Source organism: Hutsoniella sourekii ATCC 700629, from assembly GCF_000518205.1.
Taxonomy (GTDB): Bacteria; Bacillota; Bacilli; order Lactobacillales; family Aerococcaceae; genus Hutsoniella; species Hutsoniella sourekii.
On record NZ_JADD01000011.1, the window covers coordinates 54098 to 75246 of the forward strand.

The 21149-nt window shown below is 44.3% G+C and carries 18 protein-coding genes; all 18 read left to right on the top strand.

Annotated features, from left to right (window positions below; translation table 11 throughout):
* Window positions 1-7 precede the first annotated feature (7 nt).
* Window positions 8-784, top strand: a complete 777-nt coding sequence (locus T408_RS0102935) for an inositol monophosphatase family protein (protein WP_028118623.1) — start codon at window positions 8-10, stop codon at window positions 782-784.
* A 334-nt stretch (window positions 785-1118) separates the two neighbouring features.
* Window positions 1119-2927, top strand: a complete 1809-nt coding sequence (locus tag T408_RS0102940) for a hypothetical protein (RefSeq protein ID WP_028118624.1) — start codon at window positions 1119-1121, stop codon at window positions 2925-2927.
* A 229-nt stretch (window positions 2928-3156) separates the two neighbouring features.
* Window positions 3157-3912 carry an LPXTG cell wall anchor domain-containing protein gene (locus T408_RS0102945; RefSeq protein ID WP_028118625.1) on the top strand — a complete coding sequence of 252 codons (756 nt, stop codon included), beginning with the start codon at window positions 3157-3159 and terminating at the stop codon, window positions 3910-3912.
* Between the two features lie 238 nt (window positions 3913-4150).
* Window positions 4151-5986: a translational GTPase TypA gene (gene typA, locus T408_RS0102950; RefSeq protein ID WP_028118626.1), complete on the top strand. Its 1836-nt coding sequence runs from the start codon at window positions 4151-4153 to the stop codon at window positions 5984-5986.
* Between the two features lie 341 nt (window positions 5987-6327).
* A complete protein-coding gene (gene pflB / locus T408_RS0102955; RefSeq protein WP_028118627.1) occupies window positions 6328-8580 on the top strand; it encodes a formate C-acetyltransferase in 2253 nt (750 codons plus the stop codon).
* 19 nt (window positions 8581-8599) lie between these two features.
* Entirely contained in the window at window positions 8600-9370 is a 771-nt protein-coding gene (gene pflA / locus T408_RS0102960) for a pyruvate formate-lyase-activating protein (RefSeq protein ID WP_028118628.1), read from the top strand.
* A 143-nt stretch (window positions 9371-9513) separates the two neighbouring features.
* Entirely contained in the window at window positions 9514-10116 is a 603-nt protein-coding gene (locus T408_RS0102965; RefSeq protein WP_028118629.1) for a superoxide dismutase, read from the top strand.
* 129 nt (window positions 10117-10245) lie between these two features.
* Window positions 10246-11523 carry an FtsW/RodA/SpoVE family cell cycle protein gene (locus T408_RS0102970; RefSeq protein WP_028118630.1) on the top strand — a complete coding sequence of 426 codons (1278 nt, stop codon included), beginning with the start codon at window positions 10246-10248 and terminating at the stop codon, window positions 11521-11523.
* Complete coding sequence (locus T408_RS11670) at window positions 11524-11904, top strand: YlbG family protein (protein WP_051444760.1); 381 nt, start codon at window positions 11524-11526, stop codon at window positions 11902-11904. It abuts the gene before it with no gap.
* A complete protein-coding gene (rsmD, locus tag T408_RS0102980) occupies window positions 11885-12445 on the top strand; it encodes a 16S rRNA (guanine(966)-N(2))-methyltransferase RsmD (RefSeq protein ID WP_028118631.1) in 561 nt (186 codons plus the stop codon). The genes T408_RS11670 and rsmD overlap by 20 nt, the downstream gene beginning before the upstream one ends.
* Before the next feature lies 1 nt (window position 12446).
* Window positions 12447-12935, top strand: a complete 489-nt coding sequence (gene coaD / locus T408_RS0102985) for a pantetheine-phosphate adenylyltransferase (protein ID WP_028118632.1) — start codon at window positions 12447-12449, stop codon at window positions 12933-12935.
* A gap of 244 nt (window positions 12936-13179) precedes the next feature.
* Entirely contained in the window at window positions 13180-13851 is a 672-nt protein-coding gene (locus T408_RS0102990; protein WP_028118633.1) for a ComEA family DNA-binding protein, read from the top strand.
* A gap of 10 nt (window positions 13852-13861) precedes the next feature.
* The gene (locus tag T408_RS0102995; RefSeq protein ID WP_028118634.1) at window positions 13862-16189 is read left to right on the top strand and encodes a DNA internalization-related competence protein ComEC/Rec2; all 2328 of its coding nucleotides are present in this window, start codon (window positions 13862-13864) and stop codon (window positions 16187-16189) included.
* A 112-nt stretch (window positions 16190-16301) separates the two neighbouring features.
* The gene (locus T408_RS10685; RefSeq protein ID WP_035419931.1) at window positions 16302-16769 is read left to right on the top strand and encodes a PTS sugar transporter subunit IIA; all 468 of its coding nucleotides are present in this window, start codon (window positions 16302-16304) and stop codon (window positions 16767-16769) included.
* Between the two features lie 74 nt (window positions 16770-16843).
* Entirely contained in the window at window positions 16844-17278 is a 435-nt protein-coding gene (locus tag T408_RS0103005; RefSeq protein ID WP_028118635.1) for a MarR family winged helix-turn-helix transcriptional regulator, read from the top strand.
* Between the two features lie 53 nt (window positions 17279-17331).
* On the top strand, window positions 17332-18297 hold the full coding sequence (locus T408_RS10690; protein ID WP_084543885.1) for a polysaccharide deacetylase family protein: 966 nt from the start codon (window positions 17332-17334) through the stop codon (window positions 18295-18297).
* 286 nt (window positions 18298-18583) lie between these two features.
* Entirely contained in the window at window positions 18584-19741 is a 1158-nt protein-coding gene (locus T408_RS0103015; RefSeq protein WP_035419933.1) for an ABC transporter substrate-binding protein, read from the top strand.
* A gap of 191 nt (window positions 19742-19932) precedes the next feature.
* Window positions 19933-21072 (top strand): alpha/beta fold hydrolase, encoded by a 1140-nt coding sequence (locus T408_RS0103020; RefSeq protein ID WP_028118637.1) that lies wholly within the window; start codon window positions 19933-19935, stop codon window positions 21070-21072.
* Window positions 21073-21149 lie beyond the last annotated feature (77 nt).

Consider the following 21149-nt stretch of genomic DNA (forward strand, 5'->3'; position numbering starts at 1 on the left):
GACAAATATGGATTATCAATTACATCACCGGATTGTTGTATGGATGGAAGAAGCAGCCAGGCGCTTACGTGCTTCCTTGGACCAGACCATTCAAGTCAAGGAGAAGTCTGATCGGGCGGACTTGGTAACGAATATGGACCGCGAAACGGAAGCATTCTTTGTCGAAAAAATTCGCCAATATTACCCGGACCACCGCATCTTAGGGGAAGAAGGATGTAGTGACCAGCCGGAAGATCATCAAGGGATGATCTGGTTGATCGACCCAATTGATGGGACTTTGAATTTTGTTAAGCAACAAAATAACTTTGGTATTATGATCGGTTTGTTTGAAGATGGCAATCCGGTAGCGGGCTATATTTATAATGTGATGCCGGGTGACCTCTACTATGGGATTGTCGGTGAGGGAGCCTACTTGAACCATCAACCACTAGAGCCACTAGCTATTGATAGCTTGTCGCAAGGCCTAATCATTGGTAATATCGGTAACTTTGCTGACAACAAGTTAAATATTAACGCCTTACTAGCCACCTCCTTGGGGGCTCGTTCTTATGGGGCGGCAGCCTTGGAAATCATTTCCGTGATTCGCGGAGAATCCGCTCTTTATTTATCAACGGGTCTCAATCCGTGGGACTTTGGCGCGGGCTACTGTATTTGTGAAACCATGGGCCTTAAAGTTACTACCCATACCGGCCAACCCTTAGACATCTTGCGAAAGAGCCCTGTTCTCTTTGCTAGTCCGCGTATTCATCAAGAAGCGCTAGAAATCTTAGCCAACCAGGATTAATCGTTAATAAGATGAAAGGCTCTATTGACTGACAAGATCAAGGATGGGTGATGGGGCATTAATGCTAGAATTTGTTTTTTACTGAGTTAGTTGCCCTCTTATGAGGCTACTTAACCTGTTAACCGCAATAATAAAACGAGGAGATGGCTTGAAGGTCCTGAAAGGGTCGGAAGCCATCTTTTTTGCTTGTAATGTGAGCGCTAGTTTGACTTAGTGACCAAGGAATCTTCCGTTTGGGATCGGAAAGGGGAGACCAGTTATTTTGCTCTTAAATTCTTATAAGTATTAAGATATAATGGAGATAATGATAACATGCAGGAAGAGGAGAGGACCGATGTCTGTAAGTGATAACCCTAAGCAGCCAAGTGCCAGAAGGCTAGGTCAAGATGAGTCGGGAACTTGGTGGCAAGTACAAGTAGCCAATAGTGAGGCCCTGGTTAAATACTTTGAACATGGACTCAGTGAAGCGATCCGCAATAAATGGCAGGCGCTGATTCATGAAGACCCCACCCCCGCCCTCAAGCGTCAAACAACTTGGCCCTTGGAATGGGTAGCTGGTGATCAAGGCCAGGAAGGGGTCTTGATGCGGGACCAGCAGGGAATTTGGCTGAGTGACTATTTAGAAGAAGGCAGACCGCTGAATCAAAGAATTGAAGTAGCCAAAGCCCTCTGTTTGTTGGTCAGTGAGTTTCACCGGAATAATTATCTACTGGGAGACATGAATCCGGATGGCTTTCTGGTGGATCAGTTAGGCCAGCAAACACACCTAACTTATGCAAGATTAGAGCGGATCAGCTTCTTGGACCGCCAGGGGAATACCTGGGCGACTCCAAGCGGACGCTATGACCTTTTGGCCCCGGAATTGAGAGGGATTAATTTAAGTCAGCTTCCTTATGTCGCTTGGACTCGGGAGAATGATTATTACCAATTAGCGGTTTTAATCTTTGTCTTATTAGTCGATCAGGTCCATCCTTTAACCGGTCTGGATTTCCGTCGGGAAGTGAGCCAAGCTAATCCTCAACCGTCTCCTGGCTACCATGAATTAGATTTTCGAGTGGAAGATTACCCGCAATTGCTGGAGTTTCCAAGCCAATTAGTGAGCTTGATGGACTTTTCTTTCCGGGTCGGCTTGGACAATCCGACGCAACGCCTGCTTCCTCAGACTTGGTACCAGTCCTTGGAAGCCCTGGAAGAAAGTCTGGAGTCAGGGAGTGACAGGAAGGCTAGTGGCCTAGATCCAGCTAGTGAATTGCTTGATGAAGATCAATCATCAAGTGGCCACAATCGTCTAGGTCGACTGGTCTTCTCACTGGTCTTGTTGATGGGTCTGGCTGGAGGTGCTTGGGCAACTTGGGATTATATGACGACTTCGGGTAACCAGAAAGCCTCCTTCTCCCAGAGCCAATCGGTCCAGGAATCGCTAGCTGAAGAGACGGTGATTCCTTATGCCTTGGATAAGGAGTGGGACCAAGTACTACACGATCTGCAAGAAGGGCAGCTAGATGAGTCGAGTTTGGAGGCAGGCTTCCAAGCTATAGATAGAGAGGCATTCGATCCATACCCTGTAGTTAAGCAGATGCTAGCTGACCTAGATCAAGAAGGTAATCCGGAAGCGCTTTTTGACTTGTATTCCCATACTTATACCTACCAGCTAAGACGAGGGACCCTGTCATCCTTGGAGGGTCAGGCGATTAATTATTTAAGAGCCAAGCTCCTCTTGGGTCTTGACCAGGCCGGTATTTCCAAGGCGATTTTGGCTAAGACTTATCAGAATTACCTTGATATTAATGAGACTAGTCCAGATTTAGGAGAAGTATTGAGAAGGCTCAGCGACTATTCGGGTCAAGACGGGCGCGCCTATCAAGTAGAATTTGGTCTAGTTGATGATCAACCCAGCCAGATTGCGGTCATGCTCTACTCTCCGGTCAGTGGCCGATCCTATGATTATATTTATAGACTGGAGGACAGTCAGTGGACAGCTTTTTCTCCAGAAGGAGAACCGATGGAGTCGCAAGCTTTTGACTTTGAGGAGACTTATGGCGCCCAGTTGACGGATACTTATCAACCCCAAGTCATTTTCCCTGAAGGAACTATTTTCCAAAAGTTTGAAGCAGACTCATCTACTTCCTCCCAGAGCAGTTAAGATAGCGAGTCTAGGACCCGACTAGACAGCTAGTAGGATCCCTTGATATAATAATTGATAAAGATACCGTAATAAATAAATTAAGAAGTTAAAGGAGCAGCACCTTGAAACATCCAATCCAAAAACTATCAACTCTAGCCTTAACAGCCACATTGATTTTCTCATCAGTTCCAGTATTAGCCACTGAAGTTCCAGTCAGTGAGCACAATTTTCAGCAGAGGCTCCTAGTGTGCCGAATTCCGAAAATAATGGTCGTCCCAACGCATATTCCACCCCTTCCTATGAAGTAGCCCTAAGCGCTGAACCGGCTTACTCATTGTCAGATAATATGACTGACAACATGACTAATCCTGAACCTGAGAAGAATAACCAACATGACACGAGTCTGGCTACTGAACCCGAGAACAATCCGCCAGCGGACTCTAGTGTAGACACTTCTTCCCCTGCCACTGTGCCTAACTCAGTTGATGAGAGTTCGACCGTTAGCATCAGTGAAGCTTCGCAAATAGAGAATGGGACTAGCCAGCCTAATCGAGAGGCTGGAGCTACAGGCTCGTCAACTATCGTTGCTCAAATTATTCGCTTAGCCTTTGCTAAGCAATTATATGAAGGCGATACCCTAGTATCAGGTACTGCACCTGCGGGGGCCACAGTCACTGTCACCGTTCAAGATCCAACCGCTCAAGCAGCTGGACATGTTTATGCAGCAGAAGCCTACACAACAAAGGCTGATTCGAGTGGTTATTTCGCAGTGAATGTCGCTCCATTAAAGGTTGGCCAAATTGTGACCATTACCGCTAATGGTCACTCAGTGTCGCAAACCGTTCAAGCGATCAAGGTTACTGATATTAAAGCCATCGATCCGTCTAAGGCTGATGAATTGCCGGAAGCAGGAGAAAATGTAAATGGAATTATGTTCGCCAGTGCCCTAACGTTTCTAGTGGCGGGCTTGGCCATTGCTTTATCCAAACATAAGAGCCATTAAATTTATCATATAAAGAATCGATTAATATTCACTGAATTCCCCCTTAAGTTAGAAGCTCAATCTAGCTTGAGGGGCTTGTTGTCTCAGTGGGGATTGGGGTTAGTTTTTACTTCTTGGTTGAAGATAGGATGTGCTACGTTTTCATCAATTATTTTGACCTTAAAAGCTATACACAAACTCTAAAAAAGTGTAAACTGATTAAGTTAGCGTTACTTGAATTTTGTAAGGAGCGAATTGGATGACAGCAAACTATCGCGAAGATATAAGAAATATAGCAATTATTGCCCACGTTGACCACGGAAAGACGACCTTGGTTAACGAACTATTAAAACAATCAGAAACTCTAGACGCCCATACCCAATTAGACGACCGGGCGATGGACCGTGGGGATATTGAGCGGGAGCGTGGAATTACCATCCTAGCCAAGAATACCGCTATTGAGTATAAAGGTCACCATATCAATATTATGGATACCCCAGGACACGCGGACTTTGGGGGAGAAGTAGAGCGAATCTTGAAGATGGTTGACGGTGTCGTCCTTGTGGTGGATGCCTTTGAAGGAACCATGCCTCAGACTCGTTTTGTCTTGATGAAGGCCTTGGAGCAAGGATTAACCCCTGTGGTAGTGGTTAATAAGATTGACAAGCCAGCTGCTCGTCCAGCAGAAGTGGTAGATGAAGTCTTAGAGCTCTTTATCGAATTAGGTGCCGATGACGACCAGATTGAATTCCCGGTAGTCTATGCTTCTGCCATCAATGGGACTTCGAGTCTATCAGATGATCCAGCCGATCAAGAAGCTTCCATGGATGCCATCTTGGATACGGTCATTGAGTATGTGCCGGCGCCTCTTGATAATGTAGACGAGCCATTGAAATTCCAAGTTTCACTGCTAGATTATAATGAGTATGTTGGACGTATCGGTATTGGCCGCGTCTTCTCAGGACGCATTAAGGTTGGGGACAACGTGACCTTGATCAAGAATGATGGGTCCATCAAGAACTTCCGCGTCACCAAAATGTTTGGTTTCCTAGGATTGAACCGGGTAGAAATTCAAGAAGCAGAAGCCGGGGACTTGATCGCCTTAGCAGGGATGGATGATATCTTCGTTTCTGAGACCGTCACTTCGCCAGATGACTTGACACCATTAGCGCCACTTCATATTGATGAGCCGACCCTACAGATGACTTTCTTAACCAATAATTCGCCTTTTGCGGGTCGTGAAGGAGACTATGTCACTTCTCGTAACTTACAAGACCGTCTGGAACAAGAACTGCATACAGACGTTTCCTTGAAGGTTGATCCGACAGATTCACCGGACGCCTTTACCGTTTCAGGACGGGGTGAATTGCACCTATCCATCTTGATTGAGAACATGCGTCGGGAAGGTTATGAATTCCAAGTATCCCGTCCGCAAGTAATCATCAAAGAGGTAGACGGTATACAAATGGAACCATTTGAACGGGTTCAAATTGATACACCAGAAGAATACATGGGAGCCATTATCGAAGCCATGGGTGAACGTCGGGCAGAGATGGCTGATATGATTAATACCGGAACTGGTCAAGTTAGAATTATCTTCTTGATTCCTGCCCGAGGCTTGATTGGTTTTTCAACCGAATTCATGTCCTTGACTCGCGGTTACGGAATCATGAACCATTCCTTTGATGAATACCGTCCAGTAGTGGATGCATCGATTGGTCGCCGTCGCCACGGAGCCTTAGTATCCATCGACAGTGGTAGTGCGACTACTTATTCGATCATGAACTTGGAAGACCGGGGAACGATCTTTGTTGAACCGGGAACAGAAGTTTACGGTGGTATGATCGTAGGTGAACATAACCGTGACAATGACTTAACGGTCAACATCACTAAAGCTAAGCAGTTGACCAACGTTCGGTCTGCAACCAAAGACCAGACGAGTGTGATCAAGCAACCGCGTATTATGACCTTGGAAGAGTCGATTCAATTCATGGATGATGATGAATATTGTGAAGTGACGCCACAAAGCATTCGTCTCCGTAAGAAAATCTTAGACAAGTCTGCTCGTGAAAAAGCAGCTAAAAAAGAAAAATAAGTCTATCCACTTACAGACAAAGTCAGTAAACAGCCTTGTTTATTGGCCTTGTCTGTTTTATTTAGAAAAATTTTAAAAAATAATTTTCTCCAGAAAAAAGATGAAAACGCATACGGTCAAGCTTTCTCTGTTGCAGAATTTAAATACAGATCGTGAACTCTGTTACAATGAAAGGGTATTCTATTGCTATTTTATAGGCTTTCGGCTATAATATGAGTGTAGTAAATCACAAGCGCAATAGACATTCGGTTACGCTAAGTCTTCTAAATGACACAGGACACAATCAATGTAACAAGGGTCTAGGCCGATTGAATAGAAATTCTTAATGGAGGAAATACTATATGGAGAAAATCAAACAAGAACAAGTTCATGCATGGGATGGTTTCAATGGTCAAGTTTGGCGTGATGAAATCGACGTTCGTGACTTTATTCTAGAAAACTATACGCTTTATGAGGGTGACGATTCTTTCTTAGAAGGTGCAACCGTTGAGACTATGCAATTGTGGGATCAAGTGATGGACCTTACTAAGCAAGAGCGTGAAGCAGGTGGCGTTTTGGATATGGACACCAAGGTTGCTTCAACTATCACTTCTCATGGCGCAGGCTACTTAGACAAAGAAAAAGAAAAAGTCGTTGGTTTCCAAACAGACAAACCATTCAAGCGTTCAATGCACCCATTCGGGGGAATTCGTATGGCTAAATCTTCTCTGGAAGCCTACGGTTATGAACTCGATCCAGAGACTGAGTATACCTTTACTCATTTACGTAAGACTCACAACCAAGGAGTCTTCGATATCTACACACCTGAAATGCGTGCAGCGCGTAGTTCTGGTGTAATTACTGGTCTACCAGATGCATACGGACGTGGCCGGATTATTGGTGACTACCGTCGTGTGGCTTTATACGGGGTTGACCGTTTGATGAAAGAACGCGCGAAGGACTTTGAAAATATTGGTGACGGTCGCATGACTGAAGAAGTGATGCGTCTACGTGAAGAAGTATCTGAACAATACCGTGCTTTACAAGAATTAATCGAACTAGGGGATATCTACGGATTCGACCTTCGTCGCCCAGCTGAGAATGCTCAAGAAGCCTTCCAGTGGTTATACTTAGGTTACCTAGCTGCTATCAAGCAACAAAACGGGGCAGCGATGTCTCTTGGACGTACTTCTACTTTCTTAGACATCTATATTGAACGTGACTTAAGAAATGGTGTCTTAACTGAAAAAGAAGCACAAGAAATTGTTGACCACTTCGTTATGAAGTTGCGTCTGGTTAAGTTTGCTCGTACACCAGAGTACAATGAACTCTTCTCAGGAGACCCAACTTGGGTAACTGAATCTATTGGTGGGATGGCGCTTGACGGACGTCCATTGGTTACGAAGAACTCTTTCCGCTTCTTGCATACCCTATCTAACTTAGGGCCAGCACCAGAACCAAACTTAACCGTTCTCTGGTCACCAGACCTACCAGCTAACTTCAAACGTTTCTGTGCTAAAGTTTCTATAGAAACTTCAGCTATTCAATACGAGAACGATGAAGTGATGCGTCCACACTTCGGTGATGACTATGGAATTGCTTGTTGTGTATCTGCTATGCGTATTGGTAAACAAATGCAATTCTTCGGAGCTCGTGCTAACCTTGCTAAGGCATTACTATATGCTATTAACGGTGGGGTAGATGAGAAATCTAAGAAGCAAGTAGGACCAAGATATCAACCAATCACTTCTGAATATTTAGACTATGATGAAGTGATGGATAAATATGACGAAATGTTAGAATGGCTAGCTGAATTGTATGTTAATGCACTGAACTGTATCCACTACAGCCACGACAAGTATTCTTATGAAAGTTTAGAAATGGCTCTTCATGATGTGAATGTACTTCGTACTATGGCTACAGGTATTGCTGGCTTCTCAGTAGCTATTGACTCATTATCAGCAATTAAATACGCTAAAGTAAAAACAATCCGTGATGAAAACGGACTTGTGGTTGACTACGAAACAGAAGGCGAATTCCCTAAATATGGTAACAACGATGACCGTGCGGACCAAATTGGGGTAGACTTATTGAAGGCCTTCATGACTAAAGTTAAAAAGCATGAAACTTACCGTGACTCTGTCCACACGACTTCAATCCTTACAATCACTTCTAACGTGGTTTATGGTAAGAAGACAGGTAACACACCTGATGGACGCCGGGCAGGTGAACCATTTGCGCCAGGTGCTAACCCAATGCACGGACGTGATACAAATGGAGCCCTAGCTAGCTTGCTATCTGTTGCCAAGATGCCTTATGAGTATGCTCTTGATGGTATCTCTAATACCTTCTCAATTATTCCTAAAGCCTTAGGTAAAGAAGAAAGTATGCAACAAGATAACTTAGTGAATATGCTGGATGGTTATGCTCGTGAAGGAGGCCACCACTTGAATATTAACGTATTCAACCGTGACACCTTACTAGATGCGATGGAACATCCAGAAGAGTACCCTCAATTAACAATCCGCGTTTCAGGATATGCTGTTAACTTTATCAAGTTAACACGTGAGCAACAATTAGACGTTATTAACCGGACAATGCACGGTTCAATGTAAGATTAGATAGGAGACAGTCATGACAGAAGTAAAATCACCTGTAATTGGAAATGTTCACTCTACAGAAAGTTTTGGTTCTGTCGACGGGCCAGGTATTCGCTTTATCAGCTTTATGCAGGGTTGCCGCTTGCGGTGTGAATTCTGTCATAACCCGGACACTTGGAACTTGAGAGGTGGAACGCCTTATACAGCCCAAGAACTCTTCAATCAAGCGATTGCCTACCGGTCTTTCTGGGGCGATAAGGGGGGCGTCACCGTCAGCGGTGGCGAGCCCTTGCTCCAGATCGACTTCTTGCTTGAATACTTCAAATTATGTAAGGAACATGGGATTCATACAACGATTGATACCTGTGGCGCGCCTTTTACTTATGAAGAGCCTTTCTTTTCAAAGTTTGAAGAATTGATGCAGTATACGGACTTGCTGCTATTTGATATTAAGCATATTGATCCGGAACGGCATCTAAGCTTGACAGGGGCTAGTAATAGTTCCGTCTTGGAAATGGCTCGTTACTTGTCTGACCATCAGATTCCAGTCTGGATTCGTCACGTCTTAGTGCCTACGCGGTCGGATTATGATGAGTATCTGATTCGTTTGAGTGACTTTATTGAGACCTTGGACAATGTACGTAAGGTGGAGATTCTGCCTTATCATGAATTAGGTGTTTATAAGTATGAAGCTCTAGGGATTCCTTACCGACTCAAGGGGGTTAAGCCGCCGACAGAGGACCGGGTGAGAAATGCCCAAAGGCTACTCAAAGTCGACCAATATAAGGGTTATTTAGAAGACTAATCATTGCCTCCTCTTTTTAGAGGAGGTTTTTTTATATTTTGACTTAAATAGAAGTGATCGACCGATTTTGTAAGCAGATTGCTTGGTAGAAGGCTTGTTAAAATGGTATAGTCTAAGCAAGAAATGGATAAAGGAGAGATATTATGGCATTTGAATTACCGAACTTACCTTATGCTCATGATGCGTTGGAACCAGTGATTGATAAGGAAACAATGGAGCTTCACCACGGCAAGCACCACAACACTTATGTGACTAACTTGAATAAGGCAGTGGAAGGTACTGAGTGGGCTGATAAGTCTATTGAAGAAGTTGTTAGCCAGATTGATCAAGTTCCAGAAGACATTCGCACAGCCGTTCGCAATAATGGGGGTGGCCACATTAACCACACCTTATTCTGGGAAGAGATGAAATCACCAGTTGAAAACAATGAAATTCCTGAAGCTGTAGCTAGCAAGTTAGAAGCAGCTTTTGGATCTGTGGATAGCTTCAAAGAAAAATTCGAAGCAGCAGCGACTGGCCAGTTTGGTTCTGGTTGGGCCTGGTTGGTTGAATCTGACGGTGAATTAGAAGTTATCGGTCTTCCTAACCAAGACAACCCGTTAATGGTTGGTAAGAACCCAATTCTAGGGATTGATGTTTGGGAACATGCTTACTACTTAAACTACCGTAACGTTCGTGCTGACTATGTGAAAGCTTTCTGGCAAGTAATTAACTGGGATGTTGTTGCAGAACGATTAGGTGCTTAATGAAAATTTTGACCAAGTCTTTGGACTTGGTTTTTTTAGTGGAAATAATTAAGTCTTAGGACTATCGATGGAAGCAGGGCTATCTAGTATGCTATAATAAAGCTTAATTATAGATAAAGGGGGCTTTGGATGAAGTTGAAACGCAAGGGTCATGATTCAGGTACTAACTGGCAAGGTCCTTCACTGAGTCGACTAATCTCTTCTTGGGATCGGCCGCTTTTAATGATTGTGACTCTGCTTCTCTTAATCGGCCTACTAATGGTTTTTAGTGCCACCATGTTTTATGCACCGGATGGAGGGAGTCAGCCAGATCCTTTAGGAACCATGATGAACCACTATTTAATGATTATAGTTGGGGTGATTATCGGTATCTTAGCCAGCTTGATCCCGGACTCTTGGTACCGAAACCCTCATCTGTTGATGGTGGGTTTGACTGTATTGATGGTCCTACTTGTTGTCGTGCATTTCTTTGGTCAAGAGGTCAATGGGGCTAGGGCCTGGCTGCCACCGATCGCTAGTCTTAGTTTTCAGCCTAGTGAATTTGCTAAGATTGGCTTTTGCTTGAGTTGGGCTTGGATCTTTGACCATATTTTAAGAGAACGGATTCTCTCCAAGGAAGTAGGGCAGGTCAACTATATATTAGCCCTAGGATTTCTGATGGTGATTAATGGCGTCCTGATTTTTATTCAACCCGATCTGGGTATGACGGCGATTATCTTGGGCATGTTACTTTTAATGTTTCTAGTCTTTATGAACTCCAAGCGCTGGACCTTAACGACCCTAGCTGTTTTGATGGGCTTATTCTTGTTTGGTAATAGTCTGGGCCAACCGGTTTTTGACTTTTTGAAGCAATCAAGTTTAAGAGGTATGCACCTAGTCCAGCGGATTATTGCCTTTATCGATCCCTTTGAAGTGGCTCAAGATGAAGGCTTTCAAATTGTTAATGGTTATTTAGCCTTTAGTCGTGGCGGCTGGTTTGGTCAAGGTATTGGCCAAGGTCAAGCTAAGCTGGGGTCAGCGGGCTTTATTCCATCAATCCATAATGACTATATTTTCGCTAATATTGTCGAAGAACTAGGTTTTATCGGTGGCGTGGTAGTTCTGGGCTTACTCTTGGCCTTGATCGTTCGCTTATTAATGTTAGCCGCACGTCCTAGCAATGACCGTTTTGGGCGTTTCGTAATTGTTGGGGTGGCAAGTTTATTTTTTGTTCAGACCTTTGCTAATATTGGAGGTGTCTTGGGTCTAGTTCCTCTAACTGGAGTGACCCTACCCTTTGTAAGCTATGGGGGAACCAGTATGTTGGTTAACCTCTTGGCCTTATTCTTGGCGATGAAGTTTGCCAGCCCAGCATCAACACCTAAGCACCAGGTTAGTTTGGTTTATTCACGTGAGGAGGGTGATTAAATGGTAGTGGATTCAATGAATCGTAAGAAGCTCATTGTCTGGCTTTATTCCACTAAGAACACAAAAAATTTAAGATCTTTTGGCTATGTTCATTACGTGAGCCAGAAGATGAAGTATGCGGTTATGTATACCGACCATCCACAAGTTGATCAAGTGATCAAAGAAATTGAAGGCTTACACTATGTCCGAGCAGTGGAACCTTCTTACCAAGAAGAGGTAGAGATGGACTTCTCCCAGGTCTTGCCTGAATTAACTCAGCAAATGGGCGATTCGGTCTATTTTTCCAATGAAGATCAGGGTGATTTCTTTGAAGAGATTGCCGAGTCCTTGAAGCAAACCGGTAGCCAGGAGGAGTCAGTGGATGAGAGTCGTTTGTGGTAAATATGGAAGCCGTCCCCTGAAGGCCGTCCCAGGCAAGAATACCCGACCAACAACCGATAAGATTAAGGAAGCTATCTTTAATTTATTGGGTCAAAATTTGCAGGGAAAGCTCTTTTTGGACATGTATGCCGGTAGTGGGGCGATTGCGATTGAAGCAGTATCTCGCGGCTTTGACCATGCGGTCTTGTGCGAGCGCTACCGTCCAGCTCAAGCAACTATCCAAGCTAACCTGGAGATGACGCGTGAATTAGAACGCTTCACCTTATTAAAAGGAGACAGCTACAAGTCCTTGTTGAAATGGCAGGTTGCTAATCCCGATCAGTGTTTTGATGCGGTTTTCTTAGATCCTCCTTATGCCAAGGAAACCATTGCAAAAGATATAGCCTGGCTTGAAGAACAAGGCTTATTAGCCAGTGGTTGTCGGATTATTTGCGAGTTGGATAAGGCAATAGACTTGCCGGCATCCATTGATAAGTTCCAGCTTTATAAGAGCAAGCTGTACGGCATCACAAAAATTAATATTTATCAAGAGGAGGAATAAGATGACCCCTAAAATTGGGATCTTTCCGGGGAGCTTTGACCCGTTAACCAACGGTCACCTGGATCTCATTGCACGAGCCAGTCGTTTGTTTGATGAGTTAATCGTCTTAGTGGCTGTCAATACTAATAAGAAGGCACTCTTTGCTGAAGATGAGCGAGTGGCCCTTGTTCAAGAAGCGGTTGCCCATCTAGATAATGTCAGAGTGGACGTTCTAAAGGATGGTCTTGTCGCTAATTACTTCAAAAAAGTAGGAGCAACGGCCCTGGTGCGTGGTGTTAGGAATACAACTGATTATGAGTATGAATTCACCATTGCTTCTGGTAACCGCCAGCAAGCAGCAGACTTGGAGACCGTTATCCTGTATGCGGCCGATAATTATCGTTTCTTGAGTTCTAGTCTGATCAAGGAAATTGCCCATTTTCATGGAGATATCTCTCAGATGGTTCCGCCTGCTGTCGAACAGGCTATCCAAGCTAAGTTCAGCGACTAGGCGACCTGTTGGTCAAGGCCATTCATTTATATATTAGACCCTCTGTCGGACGGGCAAGACTATGAAACCTCTTGCCCTCTGGCAGAGGGTTCTTTTTTCTTCGGGACCTAATTCCTACTCCTTACAAAGAGTTGATTGAATTTTCTAGCGTGTCTCTCACCAAAATGAAGAATTTTGGAAAATAAAAATGTAAATCACTAAATAATGTGTATTTATATAATGAGAGATCAAAAGGAGGAAGGCTATGCAAGTAAAATGGCAAGACTTATGGAATCAGCGTCCCGCCTATTGGTGGTTGATCTTATTGATTCCTGTTCTATTTATCCTTAATTTAGATTCAAGTCCTAGTCAAGATTGGCAGTTTGAATCAGAGATAGCTGTTGAAGAAGAAGCGTCAAGCCCTGAGGGGGAAGCGTCCAGTCTGGAGGAATCGCGGTCGATCTATGTCGATATTAAGGGAGCCGTCCGTCAACCGGGGGTTTATGAGATGCCGGCGGAAAGTCGTCTTTTCGATCTGGTTGACCAAGCCGGTGGCCTATTACCAGAAGCAGCGAGCTTGTCCATAAATCTGGCTCAACGTTTGGAAGATCAGATGCTGGTTTATGTGATGGATCAAGCGGAATGGCAAGACCAGGTGAATGGTCTAGAACAGCCAAGTGACACTGTTCCCTTACAAGCAGGTCCATTGCCTATGGGTGACTTGGGAGTCTCCACCGAGGAGAACTTGGTTAATATCAATACAGCTGACCAGGCTTTGCTGGAGACGATTCCTGGTATCGGCCCTGCCAAGGCTCAAACCATCATTTCCTACCGCCAGGAACAAGGAAGCTTCCAGACGATTGAGGCGATTCAGGAGGTATCCGGTATCGGGGTTAAAACTTTTGAAAAGCTGAAGGATTATATTTGTGTTAATTAGGAGGGATTGCTTGCTGGCCTTTCTCAAAACTTACAAATATGATTGGTTTTGGCTCTTCGTGTTACTTTTCCTAGCTAGCTTTTTGGTTTTTTATCCAAGTAAGGGAGTTTGTTTATTCGCATTTCTCTTCTTGATTCGTCTAGTAAGATTACCTAAGAAGAGTCTGATCTTATTTACCGGCTGTCTGATCTTGTTTGTCGGACGGTCCTATTGGATGAACCAGCGGTTAAATCAAGCCAAGGGTTATGACTTTCCCAGCCAAGTCGCTCCCTATTCACTGGTGGTCGATTTAGATTCTCTTGACTATCAAGGCGAACGCTTAACAGCCACTGCTGATTTGGTCTTGCCCGGTCAAGATTCAAGTTTTAAGGTCCGGCTTTCCTACCGTGAGGCGGTGACTAGTAGTGAATTAGAAGCGTTACTGGTCAATAATCTTTGGCAAGTTAAGGGTCAGGTAGAAAGACCCGCTAGGAATCGGAATTTCCATGTCTTCAATTATCAAGACTACCTGGCTCGCCAAGGGATTTATTGGCAGATTGAGATTGAGAGCTTTCAATCCTTGAGACGGGTAGAGGATCTTGATTATTATCAAGCTCAAATTCGGCGCTATTGCTTGCAGACTTTGAAGAAGTGGCAAGATTATTCTTGGATGGCTCTACATAACAAGTTGCTGTTCAATCTATCCTCGCCATTATATCGTCAGTTTAACGAAGGCTTTGTCTATCTAGGGATTGTTCATTTATTTGCTGTATCGGGCTTTCACTTGAATTACTTGAGGCGGTTGCTGTTAGTGATCATGTGGCGGCTGGGGCTGGTTCGCGAGTGGGCGAATAAGGTGAGTTTGCTGGTTCTAACGGCTTATGTCTGGCTCATTGGCGGTCCGGCGGGCGCCATGCGGTCTCTTTTGACCTATTGGTTGACTGCTTTTAATCAGCAATTAGACCGCCCCCTATCGGCTATGGATCTCTTGTCCTTATCCGGTATCGTCTTACTAGCTATCAATCCTTTATGGGCTTTTTCCTTGGCTTTTCAGCTTTCATATTTGATGACCTTTGTTATTCGCTTCCTAGTTCCCACTCTCAAGGCTTATCCTTATCCTAGTTTTTGGCTGACTCTGACTTGCCAACTTTTTGTTTGGCCCCTGATGATTAATATCAACCATGCCATTAACCCTCTTCAAATCATGGTTATCCTAATTGTCAGCCTCTTCTTTGAGAGAATCTTCATGCCGATGATGTTAATGACTACACTTGCTGTCTATAGTTTGGGCTCCTGGGCTGTTTATCCGATTAGCTTTCTGTCTAAACTTGTTGATAAGGGGATCAATCTAGGCCAAGAACAGGCATCTCTAATCGCTTGGGCCAACCAGGGTTTAGGCCATTTAGCAAACGGTATGGTGATACTTTTATTAGGATTGGCGGTCCTTTGGCTCTTAGCAACCACTCAAAGACAGTTGAAGAAGCAGGGAGGGGTCTTGCTAGCTTATGGGATTGTCTTATTAGTCTTGATCTATGTCCAACCAGTGAGCCGCCTGACCTTCTTAGATGTCGGACAAGGAGACGCCTTACTCTACCAACCTGCCGGTTTAAAGGAAGCGTGGCTCATTGATACCGGTGGCCAAATGAATTGGGACCCCCAAGCCCAAGACCCAATTAATCACTCCCATGCGGATTACCACTTACTGCCAGCTCTGAGAGCTTTAGGGGTAGACCGATTGACTGGTGTGATTATAAGCCATCCAGATATCGACCATATGGGGAATTTGATCCGGTTAAATCAGAAGATCCCGATCGACTATCTGATTACTAGTAGCTATAGTTGGCAACATCCTAACTTTGATTTAGTGAAGGATCAGCTAGAGCAAGTCAGACAGGTCCGCTTACTGGAGCCGGGCCAGGCTTTAACTATTAAGAATTTAGCCATTGCCCATCTCAAGGAAGACTGGTCTATTAGTGAGGCTGAAGCTTCCAACGACCGTTCTCTCCTTACCCGTATTCAGCTGGACCCACTTGACCTGGTGACCACTGGCGACCTATCTCAAGAAGGAGAAAAGGCCGCCATCCGTCAGCGACCCGATTGGAAGGGAAATCTAATTAAGTTAGGACACCATGGTAGTCAAACAGCGACCTCTTCTGACTGGTTGGAATTTCATCCTGCGCAATTGGCTATCATATCTGCAGGAGTGAATAACCGTTATGGGCATCCCCATCCGGAAGTACTAGACCGTTTAGATGCTATTGGCCTGCCTTATTTATCGACCGACCAGGTTGGGGCCATTCAAGTGATCCGCCCACTTTGGGGTCCCCTGCGTATTGAGACAGTTTTACCAGCTAGATAAATTACTTTATCTTCATATGAAGTGTTTTATCTGTACTCCTCGAAAGGCTTCCGTTACAATAGAAAAGAAGGAAGAATAAGCAATTGGGAAGGCCAGTGAGGAGCTGTTGAGCATGGAATTTAAATTATTCAACGTTGCTGAAGGTCGGGTGGTTAAGCTCGAATCGCTGAGGGATTCCGTGTTTTCTAAGGGTTTACTTGGCGCCGGCTATGGTGTTTATCCTCGTAATGGACGTATCTATGCACCGATTTCTGGTAAAGTATCGGTTATTATGCCGACCCGGCATGCCTTTGCTGTTGAGTGGGCCAATCATTTCGAAGTCTTGGTTCATATGGGTATCAATACCATTGCCATGGAGACCAGCACCCCCTTTGAGCTTTTGTTTACTGAAGGGGACCAACTGCAAGCAGGCGAGCAAATCGCCTTTATGGACCTGGCTTTAATCGATCAAGCAGGGAAGGATTTAACTATAGCGGTCGCGATTACTTCCATGGATTTAGTGGAAGAATTTGAGGTCATTCAGACCGGCTATATGGAAGCAGGAGACCTAGTCGCCTGGGGCCGAGCGGTAGGGGAATAGTCCTTTACAGCTGATCTGGATTAAGCTATACTCAAAATATCTCTAATAAATCATATTAGGGAAGGGGGTAGAGTATGGATCGGACACAAGAATCACTAAAGGCCTTCGTAGGTGTTAGACGAACGGCCGATAAACTCGCTCAATTAGTGAAAGAAGATGTCAAACGTTATAACTTAAACATCAATGAATTTGGTGTCTTGGAACTCTTATATCACAAGGGAGATACGAGTATTCAACATATCAAAAATAAAATTTTGATCGCCTCTAGTTCCACCACTTACATTATTGATAAACTTTGCGAAAAAGGCTTGGTTGAAAGGTACCGAGACGATGAAGACCGTCGAATAATATACGCTAGTTTAACCGACCCAGGACGTGCCTTGATTGAGGAAATCTTTCCTTGTCATGCAGAAACCATTCGCAAAGCTTTTGACCAGTTATCGGATGAAGAGTTGGCGGATTTTAGACGAATCTTGAAAATAGTGAGCGCTTCCAGTCAATTTAAGTAATTGGGAGCTACTTGAGTCAAGAAAAATTATCTAATAAGGAAAGGAAGAAGTGTATGAGGCGGTTTGCTTTATTGTCGTCATTATTGCTATTAGTAGCTTGCCAGGAGGGGCCCCAACCAGAGGAGGAGTCTCTTGAATCACAAGCAGCGTCAGTAGAAGAACAGTTAGCTTCAGGAGATGGAGGGCCTGACCAAGCAGAGGCCAGTGACTTTACTGGACGCCAAGATGGGGTGCGCCCGGCTTGGACTAACTATCAAGATTATGCGCAAGTGGATGAGGCAGGTTACGCCTATTACATGTATGAGGATCCAGATATTTCTTCAGAGGTCTTTCCTTTAAATGATTCTTCGGACCGAGTACTTCTATTTACTTTTGATGATGCACCAGCCGAGCCAGATTCTTATGCTATCGAAATGGCTGAGAAGATGAAGGCCAAGGATGTCAATGCGATCTTCCTGGTCAATGGTATGTACTTACAATCCCCAAGAGGCCAAGAAGTCACCAAGAAGGTTCATGATCTTGGCTTTGAGATTGGCAACCATACCCAGACGCATGCTAATTTAAGAGAATTGAGTTATGAAGAACAGTACGCTGAAATTCAAGAAACTAATCGGTTAATTGAAGAGATCACAGGTGCTCCAGTTCGTTGGTTCCGGCCACCCTTTGGCTTATTTAATATGGATACCATTAATATTTGTAACGAATTAGGTCTGCAGTTGATGACTTGGAACTTTGGCTATGACTGGATGGATGAGTACTTAGATGGCGACCAACTAGCTGCGATATCTCTAGATAATGAGTATTTAAGACCGGGAGCCAATATCTTAATGCATGATCGCCCGTGGACCAGTGAGGCCCTAGAGCGGATGATCGATGGCTACCGCGAGATGGGCTTCCATATCGTTGATCCTTACTTGATCGAACTTCGTCCTAATGCTACCACGCCACTTGGTGAGGGTGAGACCTGGGAAGAGGAAATGGCCGAAGGCCAGGAAGAAGTCGAAGAATTTGTGGAATAAAAATACGATTAAGTATTGACAAAAAAATGAGAGTGTTTTAATATATATTTAATAATAAAAGGACAGGAGAAAATAGACATGACAAACTTATTCTTTAACAACATGAATAATAACGTCAACGTCGTCTTAGTATACGTAAAGTATCTATGACGAGGTCTATTTCCTTCTCGCTTAGATGCTAACCAATCTAAGCGAGTCATACGTCCTATCATTTTTGATAGCTACTCCTTAGATTGTTTAATCTAGGGAGTTTTGTTATTAAATCAAGAAAGAGGAGACGATAGAAATGAGATTGAGTAAACGAATGATGGGGTTTTTAGCTTCTGCTAGTTTGTTAATGACTCCCTTAGCCAACGTTCAGGCGCAGGAGACAGTAACGATTGGTGGTAACTTGGAGTTAACTGGGGCAGCTGCAGCTTATGGAGCTCCAGCCGGTCAAGCCTTGGAACTAGCCATTGAACAAGTTAATAAGGATGGGGGTATCCTAGGAGGCAAGGAACTTAAGGCCGAAATTATCGATAACCGTTCAGACCTAACTGAATCAGCTTCAGTTGCGACTCGATTATCAGACAGTGACGCTGTGGCTATCTTAGGGCCGACAGCGACCGGTGTGTCTAAGGCAGCAATCCCTGTGACTAATGAAGCGGGCGTTCCCAATATGTTTGCTGCTTCAACCGGTGATGGGCTAACCTTGGATGATTCAGGCAATGTCATGGACTGGATCTTTAGAGTCTGTTTTGAGGATTCTTATCAAGGTTTAGCAGCTGGTAAATATGCTGCTAGCGAACTCGGTAAGAAAAAAGCTTACATTATCACTGACCAAGCCTTAGACTATTCTCTATCATTAGCGGACTCTTTTACTGAGACCTTCACAGCTAATGGCGGAGAGATTGTCGGTTCTGCTTCCTACCAATCAGGAGACACTGATTTCCAAGCCTTGCTTAGCAACTTAGTGGGTCAAGATATTGATTTGATCTATATTCCGGGTTACTATACAGAGACAGGCTTGATTATCAAGCAAGCACGTGAATTAGGAGTGGATACTCCAATCATGGGTGGCGATGGTTACGCTTCTGAGACCCTAATTGAATTGGCTGGAGCTGAGAACGCTAACGATATCTACTATACCACTCACTTCTCACTTCAAGATGAAGATCCTCAAGTTCAAGACTTTATCAAGAATTTTGAAGCCAAATTCGGTAACCGTCCTGACACCTTCTCTGCTCTAGGTTATGATGCGGCTATGCTCTTGATTGATGCGATTGAGCGTGCAGGGTCAACAGACCGTGAAGCCATTCGTCAAGCCATCGCTGACACCAAAGATTTCGATGGAATTACAGGAACCTTCTCAATGGATGACCAGCATAACCCTACCAAACCTACCTTGATGATCCACCTACAAAATGGGGAAGTGGCTGATCTGGCTAATGCTTCCGCTGAATAGGCGTTGTAAAAAATTAAACAAGACTAACTAAGTCTACTGACCACCTAGGAAAGTTCGTGATGACGGATTTCTAGGTGGTTTTTGTTTGGAAATAGGAGAGTTGGGAGTAAACGAATTCGTTGCAAGCAGGGGCTAAATAATTTACACTAGGGATATTGTTAGGGATAGATGATTCCATAAGGAGGATGAAGGTGCAGGCAAAAAACAAAAGAAGGCTTCAAACCAGCCTGATCCTAGTTGGTGCTTACTTGTTGTATGACCTTTATTATCGTTACAAGAATTCCCTCTTAACCAGTAATAATCAAGAAGAAGAATTGGACCTAGACCAGGTCCTACTTCCTCTAGATTGGTTGTCTGAGCAGGATTATCAAGAGCAAATGGATCAAGTCCTTAAGCAACTAGCAGTCCATAAGACCAGTCACCGACTTGATCTAGAACCCGGGCCTCTGGTTTACCAAGTCTATACCCCGCGTCAAGTCAAGGGGCGGGTGATCTTGGTTCATGGCTTTAATGAATTCAAGGAACGTTATCAGGAATCGGTCTATTATTTCTTCCAAGCCGGCTTTCAGGTAGTTGTCTATGACCAACGGGGGCACGGTGAATCACGGACCGACTTAGAAGAGCGACAAATTGATGTGGCCAGCTTTGAAGCCTATGTTAGTGATCTTGACTTGTTGGTAGATTTGATGGCGGCTAAAGAAGACTTAGCGACCTATTTATTTGGCCATTCCATGGGTGGTGCCGTGGTTGCTAAGTATTTGCAGGAACATCCGGGCAAGGTTCAAGCAGCTATCCTATCCTCGCCGATGTTTAGTATCAATACTTGGCATATTCCTGAATCAATGACCTATCTTTATAGTCAACTAGCCAATCTTGGTCTGGGTCAGCAACCAGTGCCAGCGATTGACACCTATGTTCCTGGCTACCAACATCATATTCTGCCTAGCCCGGAGATTGGGAAGTCAGGGGAGCGGGCGGAATATTATACCCAATTGAAGTCAGCTATCTATGAATATCCCACCCGCGGGGTCAGTATTCAGTGGCTGAACACCTCCCTTGAAGCCATTCACCAGCTATTAGACAAGCATGCCCTAAGATCCATCACGGAGCCGGTCCTAATTATTCGTTCAGGCAATGACCAGATTGTCAATGCGGAGGGGATCTATACGGCCAGTCAAGGGATTCCCAAGGCTAGGAGCCTGGTGGTTCCTGGAGCTGACCATGAAATTGACCTAGAAGCGGACAGAGTAGTCCACGCCTACTTCAATGAGATGATCTTATTCTTATTAAAAAATAATTTTAATGATAAAGTTCGTCGGGCTAAGCTTTAAGGAAAATTACTAAATACAGATATTCATTATCTAGTTGAATTCCAAAAGAAGACAATATATAGTATAATAGAAACAGT

What these genes read in the sequence shown, in the direction of transcription:
- T408_RS0102935 (WP_028118623.1), top strand. Translation starts at nt 8, where the DNA reads ATGGATTATCAATTACATCACCGGATTGTTGTATGGATGGAAGAAGCA.
- T408_RS0102940 (WP_028118624.1), top strand. Translation starts at nt 1,119, where the DNA reads ATGTCTGTAAGTGATAACCCTAAGCAGCCAAGTGCCAGAAGGCTAGGT.
- typA (WP_028118626.1), top strand. Translation starts at nt 4,151, where the DNA reads ATGACAGCAAACTATCGCGAAGATATAAGAAATATAGCAATTATTGCC.
- pflB (WP_028118627.1), top strand. Translation starts at nt 6,328, where the DNA reads ATGGAGAAAATCAAACAAGAACAAGTTCATGCATGGGATGGTTTCAAT.
- pflA (WP_028118628.1), top strand. Translation starts at nt 8,600, where the DNA reads ATGACAGAAGTAAAATCACCTGTAATTGGAAATGTTCACTCTACAGAA.
- T408_RS0102965 (WP_028118629.1), top strand. Translation starts at nt 9,514, where the DNA reads ATGGCATTTGAATTACCGAACTTACCTTATGCTCATGATGCGTTGGAA.
- T408_RS0102970 (WP_028118630.1), top strand. Translation starts at nt 10,246, where the DNA reads ATGAAGTTGAAACGCAAGGGTCATGATTCAGGTACTAACTGGCAAGGT.
- T408_RS11670 (WP_051444760.1), top strand. Translation starts at nt 11,524, where the DNA reads ATGGTAGTGGATTCAATGAATCGTAAGAAGCTCATTGTCTGGCTTTAT.
- rsmD (WP_028118631.1), top strand. Translation starts at nt 11,885, where the DNA reads ATGAGAGTCGTTTGTGGTAAATATGGAAGCCGTCCCCTGAAGGCCGTC.
- coaD (WP_028118632.1), top strand. Translation starts at nt 12,447, where the DNA reads ATGACCCCTAAAATTGGGATCTTTCCGGGGAGCTTTGACCCGTTAACC.
- T408_RS0102990 (WP_028118633.1), top strand. Translation starts at nt 13,180, where the DNA reads ATGCAAGTAAAATGGCAAGACTTATGGAATCAGCGTCCCGCCTATTGG.
- T408_RS10685 (WP_035419931.1), top strand. Translation starts at nt 16,302, where the DNA reads ATGGAATTTAAATTATTCAACGTTGCTGAAGGTCGGGTGGTTAAGCTC.
- T408_RS0103005 (WP_028118635.1), top strand. Translation starts at nt 16,844, where the DNA reads ATGGATCGGACACAAGAATCACTAAAGGCCTTCGTAGGTGTTAGACGA.
- T408_RS10690 (WP_084543885.1), top strand. Translation starts at nt 17,332, where the DNA reads ATGAGGCGGTTTGCTTTATTGTCGTCATTATTGCTATTAGTAGCTTGC.
- T408_RS0103015 (WP_035419933.1), top strand. Translation starts at nt 18,584, where the DNA reads ATGAGATTGAGTAAACGAATGATGGGGTTTTTAGCTTCTGCTAGTTTG.